We start from the raw sequence: 22612 nt of genomic DNA on the forward strand, positions 1-22612 counted from the left end.
GTCCTCCCATCCCTCACGAAGTCAACGACGGGCGGCGACGATCCTGTTCGGCAGCAAAGGGAGCGCCTGGTCGCGCGGCGACATTTGCGAGACCGGCAACGGCCAGGCGATCGCGAGCCCCGGATCGAGCGGGTTAAGCCCGCCTTCGGCCTCGGGCGCATAGGGCTTGTCGTGCAGATAAATCAGCTCGCAATCCTCGGTCAGCGTCTGGAACCCGTGGGCAAAACCGCCAGGGATCATCATCGAGCGACCATTGTCCGCACTCAGCACCTCCCCGTGCCATTGCAGATAGGTCGCAGAATCCGGCCGCAGGTCGACCGCCACATCGAAGACAGCGCCGGAAAGGCAGGAGACGAATTTCGCCTCGTCGTGCGGCGCCTGCTGGAAGTGCAGGCCGCGGATCGTGCCTGCTGCCTGCGTCAGGGTATGGTTGATCTGCGCGATCTTTCCATCGCCGCCGAAATCGGCCAGCGCCTCGCGACAGAAGAAGCGCGAGAAGAAACCGCGATCATCGCCCCTGCGTTGCCGCTCGACGACGATGAGACCCGCTATGGGTGTAGAAATTCGATCGAATCGCGACATGGTTCCTTCCGCCAGAGACCAAGGACTACCCGTCTTTTCGCCCTTAAGAAACCGGCCTTGACCGTATTTGCAATTGCCGACATGAAAGCGTTCACAGGAAAGCGTTGCGAATCGGCGAAAGCGCCAGGGATCGCGATTCGCGGTCGAGAGCGTATCCATAGGTTGTATCCGAAGAAGGGCATCAGACAGCAATGGCAGTGGAAGACGATCGTCTCGCATTCGAAGCCCACAAGACCGAAATGGCCCTTGCGCTCGGCAAGGATCAGGGCGCTTTCCAGCAGGCACACGACACTGTGGTAGCGCTCGACAAGTACGACTACTCCTATCTCTGGTCCTTCATGGGCGTGCCGATCATACAGATGCCGGCTGACGTCATGGCGACCCAGGAAGTCATCTGGAACACGAAGCCGGACATCATCATCGAGACGGGCGTTGCCCGCGGCGGCTCGATGATCTTCATGGCCGCAATGCTGCAACTGATCGGCAAAGGCAAAGTCATCGGCGTCGATATCGATATCCGCGCCCACAATCGTGACTCGATCGAAAACCACCCGATGTCCTCGCGCATCACGCTGATCGAGGGGCCGTCGACGACGGCCGAAACGCTGGCGAGGGTCGCGGCCGAAATCCCAGAGGGTGCTTCGGTCATGGTGGTACTCGACAGCGACCACAGCCGTGATCACGTGCTGGACGAATTGCGGAACTACGGACCTCTGGTGACCGAAGGGCAATATCTCGTGGTCGCCGACACGCTGCTTGGCTATGGCGACGCGTCTCAGACACCTACGAAGCGCTCGAAAATCTGGCATCCGGGCGATGAGCCCTACGCCGCGCTCAACGCCTACCTCAAGGAAACGGATCGCTTCGAAACGGACCCGGTTCTCAACGGCAAGCTTGTGCTTTCGAGCTCCCCCGGAGGCTATCTGAAGTGCGTGCGCAACTAGGAACCGGAGATATCCCAAGCGCGCTGTTCGAGGGTCCTTGCCACGACACGGATGGAGACCTCGACACCATCTTCGCGCCGGACGAGCCCCACGTATGACCGCCGTCGTCATCTCCCAGCCGATGCTTTTTCCCTGGCCGGGCTTTTTCGAACAACTGGCGCTTGCCGACGGCTACATCTACCTCGACGATGCCCAATTCTCGAAAGGCAGCTTCACCAATCGCATCCAACTCCTGAAAGGCAACGATCGTTGCTGGATGACGATACCGCTTGCGGGAAAAGGAAGCTTCCAGAAGATCCAGGATCTTTCGGCGACCGCCGACAACTGGCGCGCCAGCCATCGCTCGTTGCTGCGCCAGTCGCTTGATGGCGCGCCCTACATCGATGACGCGCTGGCAATCTTAGACGAGGTCTACGCCAACGACGGCCTATGTGATCTTCTGATTGCGAGCACCGAGGTCCCGGCCCGCTATCTCGGCATCGGCTTCGAACGCATCATCCGGCGCTCCTGCGACATGGCTTCGAATGGAACGTCCTGGCAGCGCGTGCTCGACCTGGTGCTTGAGGCGAACGGAACGCGCTATCTGACCGGACACGGCGCTGCCAACTATCTCGATCATCAGGCCTTCGAGGCTGCCGGTGTTTACGTCGAATACATGAATTACAGCTGCACGCCGTGGCCCCAGCCCCGCGAAACCTTCACGCCTTATGTTTCCGTCCTGGACCTCATTGCGCGCACTGGGCCCGATGCGCGCAAGCATTTGTTACCAAAAACCATTTCGTGGCGGGAATTCCTGAAGGAGGAAGCAAGCGTATCATGAAGAACGGCACCATCATTTCCGAAAGCGCGCGCCAGGAATTCGAGACCAAGGGTTATCACGTCGTACCCGGCTTCTACGACATTCAGTCAGAGATTGCCCCGATCCACGAAGGCATCCGCCAGACCCTCGAACTGATCTGCAACAAGTACGGCGTCGACGCCCCGACCGACACGGCGCACGAGGCGATGACGATCGCCTATCGCAAGCTGATTGCGGTCAATCGCTCCTGGGGCGGTGAAGTCTATGATGCGATAAAGCAGATTCCTGCCTTCATGCGGCTCGTCAGCTCGGCTGCCAACGACGAGGTCTTTAAGGCACTTCGGCCCGGCAGCATCCCGGGCATCGCAGCTGGCGGCTACGGCATGCGCATCGACAATCCCGGCGAAGAAAAGTTCCGCGCGCAATGGCATCAAGAATTCCCCTCGCAACTGCGCAGTGTCGACGGCATCGTTTTCTGGACGCCGCTTTTGCCGGTCACCGAAGACATGGGTCCGGTCCAGATTGCCGAGGGGTCGCAGGCCGAAGGTCTCGTTCCGGTCTATGAAGACGACGCCGGCGCTGGCAAGACCGGCGCCTATGCGTTGCATCTTCACAAGGGTGAAGAGCGACTTGCCCGCTACAAACACGTTGCTCCCTTGAGCAGGCCCGGCGATCTGATCCTGATGGACTTCCTGACCTTGCATCAGTCGGGTCACAACGTTTCGCAGACGCCGCGGTGGAGCATCCAGTTCCGCTATTTCAACTACGCCGAGCCGCTCGGCATCCGCATCGGCTGGAAGGGCTCGTTCGCCGCAGGCGTAAAGTTCGCCGAGGTTCTGCCGGAGCTGGTTGCACCGCAGGGAGAATTGGCATGACGAACTGCCGTGTGTGCGGCGGCCACATTGGCGCACCGACCTACGACGTGCCCGCGCCGGCGCTGACCTCGATCATGACGCTGCTCGACGTACCGACACGCGTCTTCGTCTGCGGCGCTTGTGGACATGCCCAAAGCGACGATATTCCCGATATCCAAGCCTTCTACGACACCGGCTACCGGATCTCGCTGACCAGCGAAAATCATGATCAGATCTTCGCGGTCGCAACCGATGGCACGATCACCTATCGCACCGATCACCAGGCCGCACTGGCGCTGCGGTTGCTCGATCTGCCCGAGGGCGCCTCAATCCTCGACTATGGTGCAGCAAAGGCAGTGACACTGCGCAAGATGGTTGCGAACCGCAGCGACTTGCGTCCGCACGTCTTCGACGTCAGTGCCGATTATGCGGCCGCCTGGCAGGGCTGGGTGCCGGAAGCGGCCCAGGCCACCTACGCCGCGCCCGAAGGCTGGCAGAACAAGTTCGACGCCGTCATGAGCCACTTCGTCATCGAGCACGTGGCCGATCCCGTCGGCTTCATGCGCGACGTGCGCAACCTCCTGCGGCCGGGCGGCAGCTTCCTGTTTTCCATGCCCGATGTCGCCGGCAACCCGGGCGACATGGCCGTCGCCGATCACGTCAACCATTTCAGCGAAGCCTCGCTTGCCCATGCCCTGGCAAGCGTCGGGTTCGAACTGCAGGTGATCGACTCGACCTCGTTCCCTGGCGCCTTCTTCGTCGTTGCAAAGCGCGCGGAAGCGACCGTCGAGGCCGCCCACACGTCGAAATCCGCCGCCGATGCGGCCAAGGAAGCCCGCGACATCTGCGCCTTCTGGGATCGGGCGTCGGAAACGCTCGCGAGCGGGGCAGATCGCTACGCCAAGCGCAAGGTCGCGATCTACGGCGCCGGTTTCTACGGAAGCTGGATCTACTGCCGGATCGGCCAGGCCGTCGATGTCGTGGCATTCCTCGACCGCAACGAGAACATGAAGGGCGCCACCCATTTCGGCATCCCGGTGCTTTCGCCTGAGGACCTGCCAGCGGAAGCCGAAGCACTGTTCATCGGTCTCAACCCGCTGAAGGCCCGCGCTGCGATTGCCGCGCAACCCTGGCTGCAGCGGCCTGGGCTCGACCACGTCTGGCTCTGACAAGAGCACACAGCAAGAAGCCGGAGCGGGACGAAATCTCGACAAAATCCCGCCCGGCATCCACGCCCCTTTCGAACTCCCGGTTCTCACCAAGCGCTCCCCATGAAACCCCGCATCCTCTACACCAAACCTTCGATCACCGACCGTGAAGTGACCTATGCGACCGATGCGGCGGCCAATGGCTGGGGCGAGCGCTGCTACGACTACATCAACCGCTTCGAGGCGGCCTTCGCCGCGCATCTCGGCACGACGCACGCGATCTCGACATCGAGCTGCACCGGCGCGCTGCACATGGGGCTTGCGGCACTCGGCGTCGGAGCCGGCGACGAAGTGATCCTTGCGGACACCAACTGGACGGCGTCTGCCGCGCCGATCGTTCACCTCGGCGCAAAACCGGTCTTCGTCGACGTGCTTGCCGACAGCTGGTGCATCGACCCGGAAAAGGCGGAGGCAGCGATCACGCCAAGAACCAGGGCGATCCTTGCGGTTCACATCTACGGCAATCTCTGCGACATGGACCGGTTGCTTGAGATCGGCGCCCGGCACGGCATTCCTGTTGTCGAGGATGCGGCCGAAGCGCTCGGATCCGAGTGGCGCGGCCGCAAGGCCGGATCGCTTGGTGCCTTCGGCGCCTTCTCCTTCCACGGCACCAAGACTGTGACGACGGGCGAAGGCGGCATGTTCATCACCAGCGACGAGACGCTCTACGAAAAGGTGCTGACGCTCTCCAATCACGGCCGCGCCCGCGGGCAAAAAAAGCAGTTCTGGCCGGACGAGATCGGCTTCAAATACAAGATGTCGAACCTGCAGGCCGCCGTCGGCCTCGCGCAGATCGAGCGCGTCGGCGAGCTGGTCGATCGCAAGCGAGAAATCTTCTACGCCTATCGCGAGCAGCTTGCAGGCGTGAACGCCATTGCCATGAACCCAGAGCCGGAGGGAACGAAGAACGGCTTCTGGATGCCGACCGTCGTCTTTGCGCCGGAAACCGGCGTCACCCGGGAGGCTTTGCAGAACGCCTTTGCGGCCGAGAACATCGACGCCCGTGTCTTTTTCTGGCCGCTGAGTTCGTTGCCGCCCTTTGACGAGGTGCCAGCGAACACCGTGGCCTATGACCTGCCCGGCCGCGCGATCAACCTGCCGAGCTATCACGACATGACATGCGACGAGATCGGCCGCGTGGTCGAGGTCCTGCGGGGCTGCCTCGCCGCCTGAGAGCAGGCGCGCGCAGACCACCTCCGCGCAAGGTCGCCAGGATATTAGGACTTTGCAATGCGCCATGCCGAGTGGCCGGCGCAAATACGGGGCGGTCGCATGAAAATCGTCATTCTCGCCGGTGGCTACGGCACGCGGATCTCGGAGGAGAGCCATCTCCGGCCAAAACCGATGATCGAAATCGGCGGGCGGCCGATTCTCTGGCACATCATGAAGATCTACAGCCACTACGGCTTCTCGGATTTCGTGATCTGCCTCGGCTATCGCGGCTACATGATCAAGGAATACTTCGCCAACTACGTGCTGCATTCCTCCGACGTCACCTATTGCATGGCGACGGGTGAAACCCTGTTCCATTCGAACAAGGCCGAGCCCTGGCGCGTGACGCTCGTCGATACCGGAACGGACTCCATGACCGGCGGGCGCCTGAAACGCGTGGCCGACCATCTCGGCGATACGTTCTGCCTCACCTATGGCGACGGCGTCGCCGACATCGATATCAAGGCGCTGACCGACTTCCACCGCCATCACGGCCGCCAGGCGACGGTCACCAGTGTGGTCCCGCCCGGCCGCTATGGCGCGCTTGCTGTCAGCGACGGGCGGGTCAGAAGCTTCATCGAAAAGCCGGCAGGCGACAACGGTCACATCAATGGCGGCTTTTTCGTCCTCAACCGTTCGGTGCTCGATCGCATTGAGGGCGATCAGACGCCGTTCGAAGCGGAGCCTCTGGAAGGTCTCGCCGCAGACGGCCAGTTGATGGCCTTCGAACACGCCGGTTTCTGGCGCCCGATGGATACGTTGCGCGACAAGAACCAGCTCGAAGACCTCTGGCAGAGCGGAGCGGCCCCCTGGAAAGTCTGGGCATGAGCAGGCTTGCGAACCCGTTCTTCTGGGCCGGAAAACGGGTGATGCTGACTGGTCACTCCGGCTTCAAGGGAAGCTGGGCCCGCCTGTGGCTGACACAAATGGGCGCTGAGGTGACCGGATACGGCCTGTCACCGGCGGCCACCCCCTCGCTGCACGCACTGCTCGGATCGGAATCGGCCACCAACGAACATTTCGCCGACATCCGCGACGGCGACACGCTCGCATCCGCCGTCCGCACTTGCGACCCGCAGATCGTCCTTCACATGGCGGCCCAGCCTCTGGTTCGCGAAAGCTACCGGACGCCGGTCGAAACCTTCGACGTCAACGTCATGGGCACGGCGCGCCTGCTGGAGGCAACACGCGCAGCCCCTGCCCTCAAGACCGTCCTTGTCGTCACCACCGACAAGGTCTACCGCAACGACGAAAGCGGCCGGCATTTTCCGGAAGACGCCGTGCTTGGCGGCCATGATCCTTATTCCGGTTCGAAGGCCGCCTGCGAGCTGGTCGTTTCGACCTGGCGGGATTCCTATCTGCGTGAGCGCGGCATAAGGGTGGCAACCGCCCGTGGCGGCAACGTGCTCGGCGGCGGCGATTTTTCCGCGGACCGGCTGGTTCCGGATATCGTTCGCGCTGCCCTTACGGGCGAGACGCTGGACATCCGCAGCCCGATGGCGACACGTCCCTGGCAGCACGTGCTCGACTGCCTCAACGGATACTTCGTCTATGCCGAGGCGCTTCATGGCGGCCAGACCGATGTGGCGGCGCTGAATTTCGGCCCGGCTCCGGACGAGCGACAGATCCCGGTTCGGGACGTTGCCGCCGCCATCCAGACCGCAATGGGCTTGCCCACGCGATGGCGTGACGCGTCATCCGAGGACCAGCCGCACGAAATGAAGACGCTCGGCCTCGATCCGGCACTTGCCGGACGGACGTTGTCATGGGCAACCCGTCTATCGCAGGACGAGGCGATCGCCTGGACCGCCCACTGGTATGACGGCTGGCGCCGCGGCGCTGACGCCCGTGATCTGACACTCGGCCAAATCGACGCATTCATGAGAGGCTAACGACTTCGATGTCCCACAACTGCCGTTTCTGCTCGACACCGCTCAAGACCGTCGTTGCCGACCTGGGCTCCACGCCCTGGTCCAATTCCTTTCTCGAACCGACGAAGGAAGCCATCGCCCGCGAGCGATCGTTTCCGCTGAAGGCGATGGTCTGCTCCGAGTGCCTGCTGGTGCAGACGACGGAAAACGTGCCGGCCGATGAAATCTTCACCGACGGCTACGCCTACCTCTCTTCCTTCTCCACAAGCTGGCTCGAACACGCACGCCGCTACGCCGAGAGCATGACCGAACGCTTCGCGCTCGATGACAATTCACAGGTCGTCGAGATCGCCTCGAACGACGGCTATCTGCTGCAGTATTTCGTCGCCAAGGGCATCCCGGCGCTCGGCATCGAACCGGCCGCCAATGCCGCGCGACTGGCCGAGGAGCGGCAGGTCCCGACCGAGGTCGCCTTCTTCGGACGGGAGACGGCAACCGAACTCGTCAAGCGTGGCATTCGCGCCGACCTCACGGCGGCCAACAACGTGCTCGCCCATGTGCCCGATATCGCCGACTTCGTCGGCGGCTTCGCCATCCTGCTGAAGCCCGATGGCGTTGCGACGTTCGAGTTCCCCCATCTGCTGCGTCTGATGGAAGGCGTGCAATTCGACACGATCTACCACGAGCACTATTCCTATCTGTCGCTGGCGGCCGTCGAACGCATCTTCGAAAGCTCAGGCCTCAAGGTCTTCGACGTCGAGGAACTGCCGACCCATGGCGGTTCGCTGCGCGTCTATGCGCAGCTGAGGTCCGGCGTGCGCGAGACCACGCTGGAACTCGAGCGGTTGCGAGCGACTGAGGCGCTTGCCGGGCTGATGCGGATGGAGACCTACACGGCATTCGACGACCGCATCGCCGCCGTCTGCAAGGATTTTCAGAATTTCCTGGCGAACGCCAAGGCGGAGGGAAAAATCGTAGCCGCCTATGGCGCCGCTGCGAAAGGCAACACGTTCCTCAATGTCTGCGGACTGTCGCCCAGCGAAATCGCCTTTGCCGTGGACCGCAATGACCTGAAGCAGGGCAAGCTTCTGCCCGGTACCCATATTCCGGTGCACGCGCCGACGGTCATCGAGGATGCAAAGCCCGATTATCTCGTCATCCTGCCCTGGAACCTGAAGACGGAAATCGTCGCCGACAACGAGGCGATCCGTGACTGGGGCGGCCGCTTCGTCGTCGCCATTCCGAAGCTGAGCGTCTTCTAATCCTAGACGCCAGGAAGTGTGGACAGTCCTCAACCAGATCGCGTTGAGCCGCCCAAAATCGACTTTATTGATCGCCTTAGGTCGCTTTGCCGTAAATTCGGTGACTTTGCCGTAAATTCGGCACGATCTAAGTGAACGTCAGGGTTGGCGTGGGTATTGACGGTTGAAAAAAATGCACCCAAGGAGGTGCTATGTCCACGATTGACCTATGCCTTGTCGCCACCCGGCGCCCGGACCTGCTTGCCCAGACGCTGGCGAGCTTCCGGGACAAAATCTTTTCCAGGCTCGACCTGCGCGGCGCCTATCTCAATCTCGATCCGGTTTTCGGATCGGAGGAGGATCATCGCGCCTGTGTCGAGATATTCCGCAACCATTTCCCCGACGGAACCGTGTTCCAGCCCGAGAGCCCGGGCTTTTGTGCGGCCGTCGCGAAACTCTGGTCGGCCACCAGCGCCGACTACGTCTTCCACCTGGAGGACGACTGGATCTCGCTGAGGGACATGGGCGAAGAACTGCTGGCGCCCTTCGCGGACCCGGCGATCAGCCAGGTCTCGTTCCACACGGCGGACCAGAACTGGAATATCCGCCGCAAGGGCCATTTCCATCGGCGCAACGAATACGCGTATCTGTTCGGGATCAAGATCCCGTTGTTTCGCACTTTCCCGAAATTCACGACGTCGCCGTCGATCCTTCGCGGCGACTTCGCGCGGCAATGCGCCGGCCTGATGGACCTCTCGCGTGATCCGGAAAAGCAGTTCTATTCGGGCGTCAACCCGGCGATGGAGGCCTATGTCGCCAGTCGCCGCAACTATATCTTCTCGCCCGAGGCGCAGCCGGTCATCAAGGATATGGGCCGGGAATGGCGCGAGCAACGCCGCATCCAGAAGGTGATCACCGACTCGACCTCGGTCTGGCGGCAAAGCGCCTAAGCGGCCGGACCGGATGGCTCGAAACGAAGCGATACAAGCGGGACGATGGCCCCGCTTGTATCGGTACCGTCACGCAGTCACGGCAGCGTCCTTGCGCTGAAAGCCCTTGCTCGCGACCATAAGGCTGCGCGTGTAATCTTCACCGATACGCCCGGCGACGAGGTCCGCCGAGGACAGGCGTTCGACGACACGTCCACCCTGCATCACCGCCAACCGATCGCACATATGGGTGACGACACCGAGATCGTGGCTGACCATGATGAAGGTCAGCTTATGGTCGCGCCGGACCTGTTCCAGGAGATTCAAGACTTCCGCCTGGACCGAGGCGTCGAGCGCCGAAGTCGGCTCGTCGAGCAGCAGGATCGATGGTTCGAGGATCAGCGCCCGGGCGATCGCAACGCGCTGGCGCTGACCGCCCGACAGCTGGTGCGGATAACGGAAGCGGAAACCCGACCCGAGACCGACCTCGTCAAGCGCCTTCAGGATGCGCCGCTCGCCGTCGGCCACGCCGTGGATCGCCAGCGGCTCCAGCAATTGCCGGTCGATCGTCTGGCGCGGGTGCAGCGAGCCATAGGGATCTTGAAACACCATCTGCACGGCGCGGTAGAAGGCCTTGTCGCGCTTTGCCCCCTGCAGAACACGATCGTGCACGCGAATGGTGCCGCCCGTGACGGGCGCGAGACCGGCGATCGCCCGAAGCAAGGTCGACTTGCCCGATCCGGACTCGCCGACGAGCCCGAAGGATTCGCCCGGCGCAATCTCGACGCTGACGTCGTTCAGCGCCTTGAACTCGTCATAGGTGACGGAAAGGTTCGAAACGGAAACGGCTGAGGTCATTGGGCCCACTCCGGCTTGCGGTCGAGAACCGGCAGAGGATGACGATCGGATCCGATCGCCGGCATGCAGTTCAGCAAACCTTGGGTATAGGGATGCTTGGCATTGGCAAGCTCGGACGCCGCCAGTTCCTCGACGATCCGGCCGGCATACATGACGATCACGCGGTCACAGAAGGACGACACGAGCCGCAGATCGTGCGACACGAAGACCAGACCCATGCCTCGATCGGCGACGAGCTTGTCGAGGATGCCAAGCACTTCGAGCTGTACCGTCACGTCGAGCGCCGAGGTCGGCTCGTCGGCGATCAAGAGTTCCGGCCCGGCAACCAGCATCATCGCGATCATCGCGCGCTGGCCCATGCCGCCCGAAACCTCGTGCGGGTAGAGATCGTAAACGCGCTTCGGATCACGGATCTGCACCGCGGCCAGCATGTCGAGTGCCCTCTCCCGGGCCTCGCCGCGGCTGACATTTTCGTGCTGCCGTAGCGTCTCGACGATCTGCCGGCCGATGCTCATCACCGGGTTCAACGAGTACTTGGGGTCCTGCAGGATCATCGCGATCCGCTTGCCCCTGAGATCCCGGCGGACCTTCGGCGATGCGGAGAGCAGGTCGATGCCGTCAAAGTTCAACTGCTTTGCCGTCACCTGCGCATGACCAGGCGTCAGCCCCATGATCGCCCGGCCGGTCTGCGACTTGCCGGAGCCGCTTTCGCCGACGATGCCGAGGCGCTCGCGGCCGAGCGTGAAGGAGACGCCGCGCACGGCCTCGACGAGGCCGGTGCGGGTCGGGAACGAGACCTTGAGGTCTTCAACGGTCAGAAGCGCACTCATTGGCCGCTCTCCCGCGGATCGAGCGCGTCGCGCAGACCGTCGCCGAGCAGGTTGAAACCGAGGCTGACGATCAGGATCGCGATGCCGGGCATCGTTGCCACCCACCACTGGTCGAGGATGAAACGGCGACCGGAAGCGATCATGGCGCCCCATTCCGGCAGCGGCGGCTGCGCGCCGAGGCCGAGGAAGCCGAGGCCCGCGGCCGTCAGAATGATGCCGGCCATGTCGAGCGTGACACGCACGATCAACGACGACATGCACATCGGCATCACATGGCGGAAGACGATACGGATCGGCGATGCGCCCATGAGCTGCACGGCGGCGATGTAGTCGGAGTTGCGCACCGTCAGCGTCTCGGCGCGGGCGATACGCGCATAGGGCGGCCAGGAGGTGATGGCGATCGCGATGACGGCGTTCTCGATACCCGGTCCGAGCGCTGCCACGAAGGCGAGCGCCAGAACCAGTTTCGGGAAGGCGAGGAAGATATCGGTGATACGCATCAGCACTGCGTCGACCCAGCCGCCAGCATAGCCGGCGACAGCGCCGACGATGAGCCCGACAGGTGCTGCAATGATCGCAACGAGAAGCACGACGGCAAGCGTCAGCCGCGAACCATGGATCAGCCGCGAGAGAATATCGCGGCCGAGATCGTCGGTGCCGAGCAGGTAGCCGGGGGTTCTCGGCGGCAGCAGACGGGCGTTGGCAAGATCCCCGATATAGGGCGAATGCGGCGCCAGGAAATCGGCGAAGGCGGCAACGAAGACCAACGCCAGCAGGATGAGCAGGCCGAGAACGGCGAGCTTGTTGGCGGCAAAACGCTGCCACGTCATATAGGCACGGCCAAGCCGGGCCTGGGTGCGCGACTGCGGGCGATCGGACAGCAGCCATTCGCGACGCGTCATCGCACGGGTTTCGGTAACGGTACTCATCGCTGGCGCGTCCTCGGGTCGAGCGTCCGGTAGAGAAGATCGGACAGGAGATTGATGCCGATGAAGACCGAACCGATGATGATGGTGCCACCAAGCACGGCGTTCATGTCGGCATTCTGCAGCGAGTTGGTGATGTAGAGACCGAGACCTGGCCAGGCGAAGACGGTTTCCGTCAAGACCGAGCCCTCGAGCAGGCCGGCATAGGAGAGCGCAATCACCGTCACGAGCGGCACGGCCGCGTTCCGGAGCGCGTGGCCCCAGATGATCCGGGTCTCGGACAGGCCCTTGGCGCGCGCCGCGACGATGTATTCCTGCTGCAGCTCGTTGAGCATGAAGCTGCGCGTCATGCGGCTGATATAGGCGAGCGAGAAGTAGCCGAGCAGCGAGGCCGGCAGAATGATGTGGCGGAACACATCCCAGAGCACGTCCCACTGCCGCTGCCAGAGCGCGTCGAACAGGTAGAAGCCTGTGATCGGCGTGAACGTGTACTCGAACACGATATCGATACGGCCGGGATAGGCGACCCACTTCAGCCGCGCGTAGAACACCAGCAGCGACAGGAGCGCCAGCCAGAAGATCGGCACGGAATAGCCGACAAGGCCGATGACGCGCACGATCTGGTCGGCAATGCTGCCGCGCTTGACGGCCGCAAGTACGCCGAGCGGAACGCCGAACAGGGCGCCGATGAGCGTGCCGAGCGTCGCGAGCTCCATGGTCGCCGGGAAGACGCGGCGGATGTCGGTCATGACCGGATTGGTCGTCAGCACCGAAACGCCGAAGTCACCGGTCAGCGCCTGGCGGACATAGATGAAGAATTGTTGGTAGAGGGGCAGATTGAGCCCCATCGCCTCGCGCGTCCTTTCGACGACATGCGTCGGCGCCCGGTCGCCGAGAACGGCCAGAACCGGGTCGATCGGGATTACCCGGCCGATGAAAAAGGTGACGGCCAGAAGGCCGAGATAGGTGGTGACGACAACGACAAGAAAGCGCAGCACCGCTGCCACGATCTTACCGGGACGGGCGCGTTTGCGCCCGCCCACTGTCCCTGTTGCGCTCATGCTCAAGGGAACGATCCTTTCGGTTTATTCCTTCGAGACGGCTTATTCTTTGGTGATGCCGGCGACGAAGTTGGTGTCGAAGCTCGGACCGAGCTTCAGGCCCTTGACGTTGCCGCGGTAGCCGGCGACTTCGGTCTGCTGGAAGATGATGACGAACGGGCTTTCGCCCAGCACCGTCTTCTGCAGTTCCTTGTAGGTCTCCGCACGCTTGGCGCTATCGCGCTCGAGCAGAGCGTCCTTGGTCTTCTTCGTCAGCTCCGGAACGTCCCAGGCATTGCGCCAGGCTAGGGTCTTGTTCTTGCCTTCGTCGGAGTTATCAGGGTTGCTGGTGAAGGTTTCGGCGTTCGAGTTCGGGTCGAAATAGTCCATGCCCCACTGACCGATATACATGTCGTGGTTACGGGCACGATACTTCGTCAGCGTCTGCTTGCCGTCGCCGGGGATGATTTCGAGCTTCACGCCGGCCTGGCCCAGCGTCTGCTGGAAGGACTCGGCAATGCCGGTGACCGGCTGGCCGTTGCGAACGTCCATGGTGACGGTGAAGCCGTCGGCAAGGCCGGCCTTGGTCAGCAGTTCCTTCGCCTTGGCAACGTCGAGCTTGTAGGGGTTCTCGTCGAGTGCACCCAGAACGCCCTTCGGCAGGAAGCTCTGGTGGATCTCGCCGATGCCCTTGATGAGGGTCGAGCCGATGGCATCGTAGTCGACCAGATACTTGAACGCTTCGCGCACTTCGGGCTTTGCGAGGTTCGCATTCTTCTGGTTGAGGCTGATGTAGTAGACCGTGCCCTTCGGCGCGTTCGTGGTGGCGAGTTCGGCATTCTTCGAAACGGCGTCGAAATCGCCCGGCTCGAGGTTGCGTGCCACGTCGATATCGCCCGCTTCCAGCGCCAGGCGCTGGCCCGAGCTTTCCTTCATGTGGCGATAGATGACGCGAGCAAGCTTTGCCTGTTCGCCATAGTAGTTCTCGTTGCGCTCGAGAACGATGACTTCGTTGGCGCGCCATTCGCGCAGCTTGAATGGGCCCGAGCCGGCATAGCCGGTCTTCAGCCATTCATTGCCGAAGTCGTTGTCATACTTGTACTCGTCCGTCGGCGTGACCGGCTTGACGTTTTCGAGCACGAGCTTCTTGTCGAGCACGGCGCCCACGGTTGCCGTCAGGCAGTTCAAGACGAAGCTCGGCGCATAGGCCTGATCGACGGTGAAGACAAAGGTCTGCGCGTCCGTTGCCTTGGCCTTTTCCGTCACGTTGTCGCCCGTAAGGCCGAACTGGGTGAGGATGAAGGCCGGGCTCTTGTCGAGCTTCACGGCACGCTCGAAGGACCAAGCGACGTCTTCAGCGGTCACCGGATTGCCGGAAGCGAACTTCAGGCCGGGCTTCAGCTTGAACGTATAGGTCAGGCCGTCGTCGGACACGGTCCAGCTGTCGGCGAGGTCGCCGACGACCTTGGTCGTGTCGTTGATGTCGAGGCGCACCAGCATGCTGTAGGTGTTGCCGGTGATTTCGGCCGCGGTCAGCTCGAAGGCTTCGCCCGGATCCATGGTAATCACGTCGTCGATCGCAAAGGCTTCGACCAGCGTGTCCTTCGGCGTTTCCGCAAAGGCCGGTGCGGTTGCAGCCATCACCATGGCCAGCGCCGCAGAAGCCGTCAGAAGACGAAGACGTCCATTGAGCTTGTGCATCATGTTTGCAGTTCCCTCGTTTGCGCCCTTTTGGGCCCCTTCTTCATGGGTTCAGGCGGCCTCGTGCCAAGCCTGTCCCAGAACTCTCCACCAGTTCTCCCGGCATATCTTTGCCAGTTCGGCATCACCATATCCGGCGCTTCTGAGCGCCGCAACGAGCGCCTGACTACCGGCCGCATCAGCAATCTCCTCGGGGATCGTTGCCCCGTCGAAATCCGACCCGAGTGCGACGCAGTCGATGCCCATGCGCTCGATGAGATAGTCGACATGGCGCACCATGTCGGAAAGCGGCGTTGCGGCATTTTCCTGGCCGTCGGCGCGCAGCATCGTCGTCGCATAATTGAGCCCCACGAGGCCCTTGCTTTCGCGGACGGCGTCGAGCTGCTTGTCGGTCAGGTTGCGCGCGACCGGGGTCAGCGCATGCGCATTCGAATGGCTGGCGACCAGCGGCTGGTCGGTGGTCTTCGCCACGTCCCAGAAGCCCTTCTCGGTGATGTGTGCAAGATCGATCAGAATGCCCAGACGGTTGCAGGTCCGCACGAGCTCGAAGCCGGCGTCCGTCAGTCCGGGTGCGGTGTCCGGAGACATCGGATAGGAGAACGGTACGCCATGACCGAAGACGTTGTGGCGGCTCCAGACCGGCCCGAGCGAACGCAGGCCAGCGGCATAGAACGTTTCGAGCGCGGAAAGATCGGCGCCGATCGCTTCGCAGCCTTCCATGTGGAGGACCGAGGCGAAGACGCCGGCCTCGACCGCTCTACGGATTTCGGCGGTCGACCGGCAGAGCTTCCACGCCCCTGCCCGGTCGAGGCGGACGGCGATATCGGCGAGCTCCATGGCGATCGCCAGCGACGGCAGGTGCTCGAGCGGTGCCGAAAGCGGTGTTTCGTAGTGACCGTTCTCGTTCGGCGGCTGCAGGACGAGATCTCCCGAGGGCACGTAGATTGCCGAGAGGCCACCAACGAGACCGCCCGCCTTGGCGCGCGGCGCATCAATATGGCCCTGGTCGATGCCGTCGACGAATTCGCGTACCGGGTCCTGGCCCTTCCGGGCGTTCTGCCACAGACGCAGAAGCACGTCGTTATGGCCATCGAAAACCGCCTGCATTCCTGAATTTCCTTATCATTTCAGGGAGATCGGACGGGCCGTTCGGGTCGCGTCCAGGGGAAAGTCGAAGCGATGCTAGTGAAAGGCCAAAGCCTTTTCAATGAATATCAGGGGGTTTTACCCAGGCCTGCCTGTAGCGAAATGTTGCATGATTGCCGCATAGCCGCTGGCAAACACGGTGCCGCAGGGCTTCGAACCCCAGCCAAGGGATGAAAACACAGCGTTTCTCATGCAAGGAGAATGGCTTGGGCCCACGGATCGGGCCGACATGCTGCATGATGCGGCACAGGGAGGTTGGTGGTGCGTTCGTTTTCTCTTGCGGGCTCGGAGAGGCCCTGGGGCCGCATCGCTGCGACGCTTCTCCTGGTGGCCACCCTTGCGGCCTGCGCCGGACGCCCCGTGGGCGTGCTCGTCCCTTCGGGCACGACGGGTGGCGCCTCCAAGGTCGATCTGCTGGTCGCAACCACCCGTGCCCCCTCCACCGAGCCGGGCGTGCTTTTTAGCGGCGAACGCTCAGCCGAGCTTTCGCTGACGGAAATTGCCGTCTCCATTCCGCCGGAAAAGAACCGCAAGGTCGGCCAGGTGCAATGGCCGACGAAGCTTCCCGCCAATCCGGAGCGGGATTTCTCCACCGTCAGCGTCACGCCGCTCAATCAGGGCAACGACGTGCAGAACTGGGTGAAAGGTCATCTGCCGAAAACCCGGCGCGTACTGATCTTCGTTCACGGCTTCAACAACCGCTACGAAGACGCCGTTTATCGTTTTGCCCAGATCGTGCACGACAGCGGCACCGATGTCGCGCCCGTCATCTTCACCTGGCCCTCGCGCGCCAGCATATTCGACTACAATTACGACAAGGAAAGCACCAACTATTCGCGCGACGCGCTGGAGGAACTGCTGCGGCGTGCCTCAAGCAATCCTGCTGTCGGCGAAATCACCGTCATGGCCCATTCCATGGGGTCGTGGGTGACGGTCGAGGCACTGCGCCAGATGGCGATCCGCGACGGACGCATCGCGCCCAAGATCACCGACGTCATCCTCGCGTCGCCCGACCTCGACGTCGACGTCTTCGGCCAGCAGATCCGCGCCATGGGTACGAAGCGCCCGAAGTTCACGCTGTTCGTATCGCGCGACGACCGGGCGCTGACCTTGTCGAGGCGTATCTCCGGCAATGTCGACCGCCTCGGCCAGATTGACCCGACCGCCGAGCCCTATCGCACGCAACTGGAACAGGCCGGCATCAGCGTCATCGATCTGACAGCGCTGAAGGGCGGCGACAAGCTCAACCACGGGAAGTTCGCCGAAAGCCCCGAAGTCGTGCGCCTGCTTGGCAACCGGCTGATCGCCGGCCAGACCGTGACCGATTCCGATGTCGGTCTCGGCGAACGCATCGGCGCCGTCACGCTCGGCGCCACGCAGACGGTCGGCAATGCCGCGAGCCTGGCGGTTTCGACGCCGATCATGATCTTCGATCCCAACACCCGCAGGAACTACGACGGGCAGCTGCGGCGTCTCGGCCAATCGATGGAAAACACCGTCGGCTCGGCAGTGACCCCTTGGACACCGCCGGAAAGCGGGGGAGCCGCGAAAAGCAACACCCCCGACCGTCACTCTCGTTAGACGGGCAGCTCGCGCCGCTCGGCTTCCGTCACCGTCGCGAGGTCGAGCACTTTCTGCAGGTTCGCCGCATGGCGGAACCCGGGCTCCTCCGTCTTGCCCTTACGGACGGCGGCCACGAAGCGCTCGTAGTTCGTCGCGACGGTGCCCGCATCGACATCGCGCCAGGTCGCGGTTTCGACGTCCGCCCCGAGGCAGGCACGCAGCGTCGATCCATCGGGCGTGTGCACCACTTCGAGGGCACCCTTGTCGCCGTGTAGCCTCAGCCGGAGTTCGTTCAGATGCCCGGTCGCCCAGCGGCTGGCATGGACGACGCCCATGGCGCCGTTGCCGAACTCGGCCGTCATGACGAAGCTGTCATTGGCGTCGAGATCATACTCGCCGATGCGGTTATCAGGCGCCTTGTCGAAGGTCTTCAGCCGCGCGAAGACCCGGGCGGCGTCCGTGCCCGCGCCATAGCCGGCAAAGTCGAGAATGTGGATGCCGACATCGCCGAGCACGCCGTTCGAGCCGTGCTTCGTCGAGAGCCGCCACAGCCATTGCGATTCCGTCGCCCAGTCGCCCCAGGCCTTGGAAACGAGCCAGCTCTGCAGATAGGACGCTTCGAGGTGGCGCAGCTTGCCGACCTCGCCGGCAAGCACCATTGCGCGTGCCTTCTGCAGCGGCGCGACGTTGCGGTAGGTGAGGTTGACCATGGTCACAAGGCCGGAACGCTCGGCCGCTTCCGCCATCTCTGCCGCCTTGGCATAATTCTCGGCGAGCGGCTTTTCGCACAGCACATGCTTGCCAGCGGCAATGAGCGCCAGCGTCGTCGGGTGATGCGCCTTGTCGGGCGTCACGTTCGTCGCCGCATCGAACTTGCCCCAGGCGATCGCCTCGTCGAGCGAGGTGAAGGTCGCGGCAATGCCGTGCTTGTCGGCAAAAGCCTTGGCCCGGGCGGGATCGACATCGACAGCGCCGACCATCTCGACGCCTTCGATCTTGGCAAAGGCCTGGGCATGGCTGTTTGCCATGCCGCCGGTTCCTACAATGAGAAGACGCATGATGCTCACCTGTATCCTGCTTCGCCGGCCTGGTGCAGCCTGGGGCCGCGCTCGACGATCGGTTCCAGCGCCTTTTCGACCGGTACGTTTGGTGCGTCGTGGATCGCCGTGTAGCGGTTGTCGGCGTTGTAGGCCCACTTCACCGAATTGCGCAGCACCTTCTGGACATTGGCGTCGTGATAGGTCGGGTAGGTTTCGTGGCCGGGACGGAAATAGAAGATGTTGCCGGCACCGCGGCGCCAGGTCAGCCCCGAGCGGAACACTTCCCCGCCGGCAAACCACGAGATGAAGACGGTTTCGAGCGGCTCCGGCACCGAGAACTGCTCACCGTACATTTCCTCGTTCTCGAGCACGAAGTTCTCCTCGATGCCTTCGGCGATCGGGTGACGCGGATTGATCGCCCAGACGCGCTCACGCTCGCCTGCTTCGCGCCATTTCAGCGCGCAGGGCGTGCCCATCAGCCGCTTGAAGATCTTGGAGAAGTGGCCGGAGTGCAGCACGATCAGGCCCATGCCCTCCCAGACGCGCTTGGCAACGCGCTCGACGATCTCGTCGCTGACGGCGCCGTGGTCCTTGTGGCCCCACCAGAGAAGCACATCGGTGTTGGCAAGGCGCTCGACGCTCAGGCCATGTTCCGGCTCCTGCAGCGTCGCCGTCGTCGCCTCGATCGCAGCTTCCGTATTCAGCGCCGCCGCGATCGTGTTGTGCATCCCGTTTGGATAGATGCTGCGGACGATTTCGTTGGTCTGCTCGTGAATATTCTCGCCCCAAACAACTGTTCTGATAGGCACGGCCATTCTCCTTGCGTGTTCGCCCGTTACGGGCCTGTCGTCTTACGATAGATGGGGCCGCCAGGAATTGGCGACCCCGAAGCTCTGGGTGTCTTCAGCTTGATCGAGGTCTGGTCAGGCAGCCCCTTTCATGGGTGCGCGGCCGAGAGCCTGCCCCGATGCATCGAAGCGGTGGATGTTGCCGCCGAGCGGCGCGATGTGAATTGTCTCACCCGGCCGGTGATGCGAGGTGCCACCTTCCCGGACGATGACCGGTTCGCCAGCGCCGATATCGAGATAAATGTAGCTGTCGGACCCCAGCATTTCGGAATGCACCACCGTTCCCGACCATTGACCCCCACTCGCCTTGATCTCCAGATGCTCCGCTCGGATGCCGATCGTATGGGCATCGTAGGGCGCAGCCAGTGCGCCGGACAGAAAGTTCATCTTCGGCGAACCGATAAAGCCGGCGACGAAGACGGAGTTCGGGCTTTCATAGAGTTCGAGCGGCGTGCCGATCTGTTCGACCCGGCCATCCCGTAGCACGCAAATCCGATCGGCCAGTGTCATCGCCTCGACCTGATCGTGGGTGACATAGATCATCGTCGTCTTGTGCATGCTGCGATGCAGCTTGGCGATCTCGATGCGGGTCGCAACGCGCAGCGCCGCATCGAGATTGGAGAGCGGCTCGTCGAAGAGAAAGACCTTGGGATCACGCACGATAGCCCGGCCGATCGCCACGCGCTGGCGCTGGCCGCCGGAGAGCTGCCGCGGCAGCCGCTGCAGATAGGGCGTCAGCTGCAGCATCTCGGCTGCCGCCTCGACGCGCTTCTTGCACTGCTCCTTGTCCTTGCCGGCAAGCTGCATGCCGAAGGACATGTTCTCGAATACCGTCATATGCGGGTAAAGCGCATAGGACTGGAACACCATCGCGATGCCGCGCTTCGACGGCGTCAACTGGTTGACCACCTGGCCGTCGAAGGACAGCGTGCCCGATGAGATGTCTTCGAGCCCGGCGATCAGCCGCAGCAGCGTGGACTTGCCGCAGCCGGAGGGCCCGACAAAGACCATGAATTCGCCGGCCCGGATATCCATGCTGACGCCCTTGATCACCTCGAAGGCGCCGAAGGACTTGCGGATGTTGCGCAATTGAAGCTCTGCCATATTTTCTCCCCTTATCCTTTGACGCCACCGGCGGTGAGCCCGGAGATGATCCGCCGCTGAAAGATCAGCACGAGAACAACCAGTGGCACGGTGACGATGATCGATGCGGCCATGATGTTGCCCCACGGAATTTCGTACTGGCTGTTTCCCGAGAGCAGCGCGATCGCGACCGGCACCGTGCGCTGGCTGTCCGATGAGGTGAAGGTCAGCGCGAACAGGAACTCGTTCCAGGCGGCGATGAAGGCGAGCAGCCCCGTCGTCACCAGCGCCGGCCACATCAGCGGCATGAACACGCGGGTGATGATCACCCAGGGTGTGGCGCCATCGACGATCGCCGCTTCCTCGATCTCCACCGGCAGATCGCGCATGAAGGTGGTGAGCACCCAGACCGTGAACGGCAAGGTGAAGATCATGTAGGAAAAGATCAGCGCCAGGGGCGTGTTGAAGATGCCGACCGAGCGGATGAGTTCAAAGAGGCCGGCAAGCACCGCGATCTGCGGAAACATCGACACCGACAGGATCGTCAGAAGCAGGAGCCCGCGACCGCGGAACCGCACTCGCGCCAACGCATAGGCAGCGGTGACGGCCAGGAGCAACGACACGGCAACGACGATCGTTGCGACCAGCAGCGAATTGGCGAGATTGCGCAGGAAGCCGCTGCTGGTGACGATGCCCGCGTAGTTGTCGAAGGAGATCTCGGTCGGCCAATAGTCGACCCGGAACAGCGCCGTCCCGGATTTAAAGCTCGTCAGCACCGCATAGTAGAACGGGAAGACGGCCATGACGATGATGGCGGCAACGAGGGCGTAGAACGCCGTGCGCTTGGCAAGGGTGGCAACCATCAGCGCTCTCCTTCGAGATTGACGCGGCCGAACCACATGTAGGCGACGGTGATCGCCGCGATGATCAGGAACAGCATCGTCGAGGCCGCGGCGCCATAGGCGAACTTGTCGAAGTCGAACAGGTTTTCGCGCGCGAGCACCGACATCGTCTTGGTCTTCGCGTTGTTGGGCGTCAGCACATAGATGAGATCGAAGATGCGCAGCGCATCGAGCATGCGGAAGATCACCGCCACCATCAGCGCCGGCCGGATCAAGGGCAACGTCAACCGCCAGAAGACCTTGAGCGGATGCACGCCATCGATCTTGGCCGCCTCATAGATATCCGACGGTACCATCTGCAGGCCGGCCAGCATCAGGAGCGCCATGAACGGCGTCGTCTTCCAGACGTCGACGATCAAAACGGCGACCATCGCGGTCTCCGGATTGGCGGTCCAGGCGACCTTCTGGCTGATGAGGCCGAGGCCGAGCAAAAGATCGTTCAGGATGCCGAACTGGTCGTTGAGCATCCAGGCCCACATCTTGGCGGACACGATCGTCGGGATCGCCCAGGGAATCAGGATTGCGGCGCGCACCAGCCCGCGGCCCGGGAAATTCGCATTCAGGACCAGCGCGACGATCAGGCCGAGCACCGTCTCGATGGTGACGGAAACGGCCGAGAACTTCAGCGTGTTCCAGACGGCGTTCCACCAGGCCGGATCGGCAAGCAGGCCGTTATAGACGGTGCGCCCGCTCTTCAGCGTGATCCAGGAAAGGTAGTTCTTGAAGCCGACGAACTCGGCGCCTTCGAGGTTGGTCAGCGACGCATTGGTGAAGCTGAAATAGACTGTGCGAATGAGCGGCCAGCCGGCGACGAGTGCCAGCACCAGAAGCGTCGGTGCGAGAAAGATCCAGGCGGAGCGGATGCGCTCGGCGTTGAGATCGGAGCGGATCCGGGCCTGCTGCCCAAGGGCGGAAGGCGGGTCTGCGACGGAAATGTCGGTCATGTCTGTACTCACCCTTGCCATTCGGCGCACGGCCGAGCGGTTGATCGGAGAGAAAAGGCGGTGGCTCGGTGGAGCGAAGGGAGGCTTGACA

At 62.7% G+C, this 22612-nt stretch carries 22 protein-coding genes; 10 read left to right on the forward strand and 12 right to left on the reverse strand.

The genetic code is table 11. The features are described 5' to 3' along the window. Window positions 1-21: 21 nt before the first annotated feature. Window positions 22-582, reverse strand: coding sequence for a dTDP-4-dehydrorhamnose 3,5-epimerase family protein (locus AC3WVQ_RS13485; RefSeq protein WP_034794218.1), 561 nt, complete (start codon window positions 580-582; stop codon window positions 22-24). A gap of 191 nt (window positions 583-773) precedes the next feature. Here AC3WVQ_RS13485 and AC3WVQ_RS13490 point away from each other — a divergent pair, with 191 nt between their 5' ends. The 9 genes from AC3WVQ_RS13490 to AC3WVQ_RS13530 all read left to right on the forward strand — a co-directional run bounded on the left by AC3WVQ_RS13490 (window position 774) and on the right by AC3WVQ_RS13530 (window position 9661). Next, window positions 774-1526: a cephalosporin hydroxylase family protein gene (locus AC3WVQ_RS13490; protein ID WP_060518869.1), complete on the forward strand. Its 753-nt coding sequence runs from the start codon at window positions 774-776 to the stop codon at window positions 1524-1526. A 94-nt stretch (window positions 1527-1620) separates the two neighbouring features. Continuing rightward, window positions 1621-2346 carry a WbqC family protein gene (locus tag AC3WVQ_RS13495; protein ID WP_090298147.1) on the forward strand — a complete coding sequence of 242 codons (726 nt, stop codon included), beginning with the start codon at window positions 1621-1623 and terminating at the stop codon, window positions 2344-2346. Beyond that, entirely contained in the window at window positions 2343-3200 is an 858-nt protein-coding gene (locus AC3WVQ_RS13500; protein WP_089045611.1) for a phytanoyl-CoA dioxygenase family protein, read from the forward strand. Before AC3WVQ_RS13495 ends, AC3WVQ_RS13500 begins: the two co-directional genes overlap by 4 nt. Beyond that, window positions 3197-4348 (forward strand): class I SAM-dependent methyltransferase, encoded by a 1152-nt coding sequence (locus tag AC3WVQ_RS13505; protein ID WP_090298151.1) that lies wholly within the window; start codon window positions 3197-3199, stop codon window positions 4346-4348. The genes AC3WVQ_RS13500 and AC3WVQ_RS13505 overlap by 4 nt, the downstream gene beginning before the upstream one ends. A 102-nt stretch (window positions 4349-4450) precedes the next feature. Further along, window positions 4451-5560, forward strand: a complete 1110-nt coding sequence (locus tag AC3WVQ_RS13510) for a DegT/DnrJ/EryC1/StrS family aminotransferase (protein ID WP_110819322.1) — start codon at window positions 4451-4453, stop codon at window positions 5558-5560. 99 nt (window positions 5561-5659) lie between these two features. Continuing rightward, the gene (gene rfbF / locus AC3WVQ_RS13515) at window positions 5660-6427 is read left to right on the forward strand and encodes a glucose-1-phosphate cytidylyltransferase (protein ID WP_034793969.1); all 768 of its coding nucleotides are present in this window, start codon (window positions 5660-5662) and stop codon (window positions 6425-6427) included. Further along, window positions 6424-7491, forward strand: coding sequence for a CDP-glucose 4,6-dehydratase (rfbG, locus tag AC3WVQ_RS13520; RefSeq protein WP_090298158.1), 1068 nt, complete (start codon window positions 6424-6426; stop codon window positions 7489-7491). Before rfbF ends, rfbG begins: the two co-directional genes overlap by 4 nt. Window positions 7492-7499: 8 nt before the next feature. Continuing rightward, window positions 7500-8732, forward strand: coding sequence for a class I SAM-dependent methyltransferase (locus AC3WVQ_RS13525; protein WP_090298161.1), 1233 nt, complete (start codon window positions 7500-7502; stop codon window positions 8730-8732). Between the two features lie 191 nt (window positions 8733-8923). After that, window positions 8924-9661: a hypothetical protein gene (locus AC3WVQ_RS13530; protein ID WP_226020614.1), complete on the forward strand. Its 738-nt coding sequence runs from the start codon at window positions 8924-8926 to the stop codon at window positions 9659-9661. A 69-nt stretch (window positions 9662-9730) separates the two neighbouring features. Here the strand turns inward: AC3WVQ_RS13530 and AC3WVQ_RS13535 are convergent, their stop codons facing one another. Genes AC3WVQ_RS13535 through AC3WVQ_RS13560 form a run of 6 tightly spaced genes read right to left on the reverse strand, consistent with a single transcriptional unit; the run spans window position 9731 to window position 16102 of the window. Further along, complete coding sequence (locus AC3WVQ_RS13535) at window positions 9731-10498, reverse strand: ABC transporter ATP-binding protein (protein WP_034793978.1); 768 nt, start codon at window positions 10496-10498, stop codon at window positions 9731-9733. Then, complete coding sequence (locus AC3WVQ_RS13540; RefSeq protein ID WP_034793982.1) at window positions 10495-11328, reverse strand: ABC transporter ATP-binding protein; 834 nt, start codon at window positions 11326-11328, stop codon at window positions 10495-10497. Before AC3WVQ_RS13540 ends, AC3WVQ_RS13535 begins: the two co-directional genes overlap by 4 nt. Further along, the gene (locus AC3WVQ_RS13545; protein ID WP_090298164.1) at window positions 11325-12257 is read right to left on the reverse strand and encodes an ABC transporter permease; all 933 of its coding nucleotides are present in this window, start codon (window positions 12255-12257) and stop codon (window positions 11325-11327) included. Before AC3WVQ_RS13545 ends, AC3WVQ_RS13540 begins: the two co-directional genes overlap by 4 nt. Continuing rightward, window positions 12254-13315 (reverse strand): ABC transporter permease, encoded by a 1062-nt coding sequence (locus AC3WVQ_RS13550; protein ID WP_034793987.1) that lies wholly within the window; start codon window positions 13313-13315, stop codon window positions 12254-12256. Before AC3WVQ_RS13550 ends, AC3WVQ_RS13545 begins: the two co-directional genes overlap by 4 nt. Window positions 13316-13357: 42 nt before the next feature. Beyond that, entirely contained in the window at window positions 13358-14998 is a 1641-nt protein-coding gene (locus AC3WVQ_RS13555) for an ABC transporter substrate-binding protein (protein ID WP_090298167.1), read from the reverse strand. A 48-nt stretch (window positions 14999-15046) separates the two neighbouring features. After that, entirely contained in the window at window positions 15047-16102 is a 1056-nt protein-coding gene (locus AC3WVQ_RS13560) for a dipeptidase (RefSeq protein WP_034794001.1), read from the reverse strand. Window positions 16103-16447: 345 nt separating this feature from the next. Here AC3WVQ_RS13560 and AC3WVQ_RS13565 point away from each other — a divergent pair, with 345 nt between their 5' ends. After that, window positions 16448-17722 (forward strand): alpha/beta hydrolase, encoded by a 1275-nt coding sequence (locus AC3WVQ_RS13565; protein WP_371589992.1) that lies wholly within the window; start codon window positions 16448-16450, stop codon window positions 17720-17722. Here the strand turns inward: AC3WVQ_RS13565 and AC3WVQ_RS13570 are convergent. From AC3WVQ_RS13570 to AC3WVQ_RS13590, 5 genes are all read right to left on the reverse strand, one after another. Next, window positions 17719-18762 (reverse strand): Gfo/Idh/MocA family protein, encoded by a 1044-nt coding sequence (locus tag AC3WVQ_RS13570; protein WP_090298331.1) that lies wholly within the window; start codon window positions 18760-18762, stop codon window positions 17719-17721. The genes AC3WVQ_RS13565 and AC3WVQ_RS13570 overlap by 4 nt on opposite strands. 5 nt (window positions 18763-18767) lie before the next feature. Beyond that, window positions 18768-19559: a ThuA domain-containing protein gene (locus AC3WVQ_RS13575; RefSeq protein WP_089045619.1), complete on the reverse strand. Its 792-nt coding sequence runs from the start codon at window positions 19557-19559 to the stop codon at window positions 18768-18770. A gap of 108 nt (window positions 19560-19667) precedes the next feature. Then, the gene (locus AC3WVQ_RS13580; protein WP_090298172.1) at window positions 19668-20696 is read right to left on the reverse strand and encodes an ABC transporter ATP-binding protein; all 1029 of its coding nucleotides are present in this window, start codon (window positions 20694-20696) and stop codon (window positions 19668-19670) included. A gap of 11 nt (window positions 20697-20707) precedes the next feature. Continuing rightward, entirely contained in the window at window positions 20708-21538 is an 831-nt protein-coding gene (locus tag AC3WVQ_RS13585; RefSeq protein WP_060582429.1) for a carbohydrate ABC transporter permease, read from the reverse strand. After that, window positions 21538-22521, reverse strand: a complete 984-nt coding sequence (locus AC3WVQ_RS13590) for a carbohydrate ABC transporter permease (protein WP_034794007.1) — start codon at window positions 22519-22521, stop codon at window positions 21538-21540. The genes AC3WVQ_RS13585 and AC3WVQ_RS13590 overlap by 1 nt, the downstream gene beginning before the upstream one ends. Window positions 22522-22612 lie beyond the last annotated feature (91 nt).

Source organism: Ensifer sp. EB106-05-01-XG146 (assembly GCF_058791875.1).

Bases quoted from the DNA above. Each gene is read 5' to 3' on its own strand.
- rfbG (WP_090298158.1), top strand. From the start codon at position 6,424: ATGAGCAGGCTTGCGAACCCGTTCTTCTGGGCCGGAAAACGGGTGATG.
- AC3WVQ_RS13560 (WP_034794001.1), bottom strand. From the start codon at position 16,102: ATGCAGGCGGTTTTCGATGGCCATAACGACGTGCTTCTGCGTCTGTGG.
- AC3WVQ_RS13530 (WP_226020614.1), top strand. From the start codon at position 8,924: ATGTCCACGATTGACCTATGCCTTGTCGCCACCCGGCGCCCGGACCTG.
- AC3WVQ_RS13550 (WP_034793987.1), bottom strand. From the start codon at position 13,315: ATGAGCGCAACAGGGACAGTGGGCGGGCGCAAACGCGCCCGTCCCGGT.
- AC3WVQ_RS13585 (WP_060582429.1), bottom strand. From the start codon at position 21,538: ATGGTTGCCACCCTTGCCAAGCGCACGGCGTTCTACGCCCTCGTTGCC.
- AC3WVQ_RS13485 (WP_034794218.1), bottom strand. From the start codon at position 582: ATGTCGCGATTCGATCGAATTTCTACACCCATAGCGGGTCTCATCGTC.
- AC3WVQ_RS13555 (WP_090298167.1), bottom strand. From the start codon at position 14,998: ATGATGCACAAGCTCAATGGACGTCTTCGTCTTCTGACGGCTTCTGCG.
- AC3WVQ_RS13540 (WP_034793982.1), bottom strand. From the start codon at position 11,328: ATGAGTGCGCTTCTGACCGTTGAAGACCTCAAGGTCTCGTTCCCGACC.
- AC3WVQ_RS13575 (WP_089045619.1), bottom strand. From the start codon at position 19,559: ATGGCCGTGCCTATCAGAACAGTTGTTTGGGGCGAGAATATTCACGAG.
- AC3WVQ_RS13545 (WP_090298164.1), bottom strand. From the start codon at position 12,257: ATGAGTACCGTTACCGAAACCCGTGCGATGACGCGTCGCGAATGGCTG.
- AC3WVQ_RS13500 (WP_089045611.1), top strand. From the start codon at position 2,343: ATGAAGAACGGCACCATCATTTCCGAAAGCGCGCGCCAGGAATTCGAG.
- rfbF (WP_034793969.1), top strand. From the start codon at position 5,660: ATGAAAATCGTCATTCTCGCCGGTGGCTACGGCACGCGGATCTCGGAG.
- AC3WVQ_RS13535 (WP_034793978.1), bottom strand. From the start codon at position 10,498: ATGACCTCAGCCGTTTCCGTTTCGAACCTTTCCGTCACCTATGACGAG.
- AC3WVQ_RS13495 (WP_090298147.1), top strand. From the start codon at position 1,621: ATGACCGCCGTCGTCATCTCCCAGCCGATGCTTTTTCCCTGGCCGGGC.
- AC3WVQ_RS13510 (WP_110819322.1), top strand. From the start codon at position 4,451: ATGAAACCCCGCATCCTCTACACCAAACCTTCGATCACCGACCGTGAA.
- AC3WVQ_RS13580 (WP_090298172.1), bottom strand. From the start codon at position 20,696: ATGGCAGAGCTTCAATTGCGCAACATCCGCAAGTCCTTCGGCGCCTTC.
- AC3WVQ_RS13490 (WP_060518869.1), top strand. From the start codon at position 774: ATGGCAGTGGAAGACGATCGTCTCGCATTCGAAGCCCACAAGACCGAA.
- AC3WVQ_RS13525 (WP_090298161.1), top strand. From the start codon at position 7,500: ATGTCCCACAACTGCCGTTTCTGCTCGACACCGCTCAAGACCGTCGTT.
- AC3WVQ_RS13505 (WP_090298151.1), top strand. From the start codon at position 3,197: ATGACGAACTGCCGTGTGTGCGGCGGCCACATTGGCGCACCGACCTAC.
- AC3WVQ_RS13590 (WP_034794007.1), bottom strand. From the start codon at position 22,521: ATGACCGACATTTCCGTCGCAGACCCGCCTTCCGCCCTTGGGCAGCAG.
- AC3WVQ_RS13570 (WP_090298331.1), bottom strand. From the start codon at position 18,762: ATGCGTCTTCTCATTGTAGGAACCGGCGGCATGGCAAACAGCCATGCC.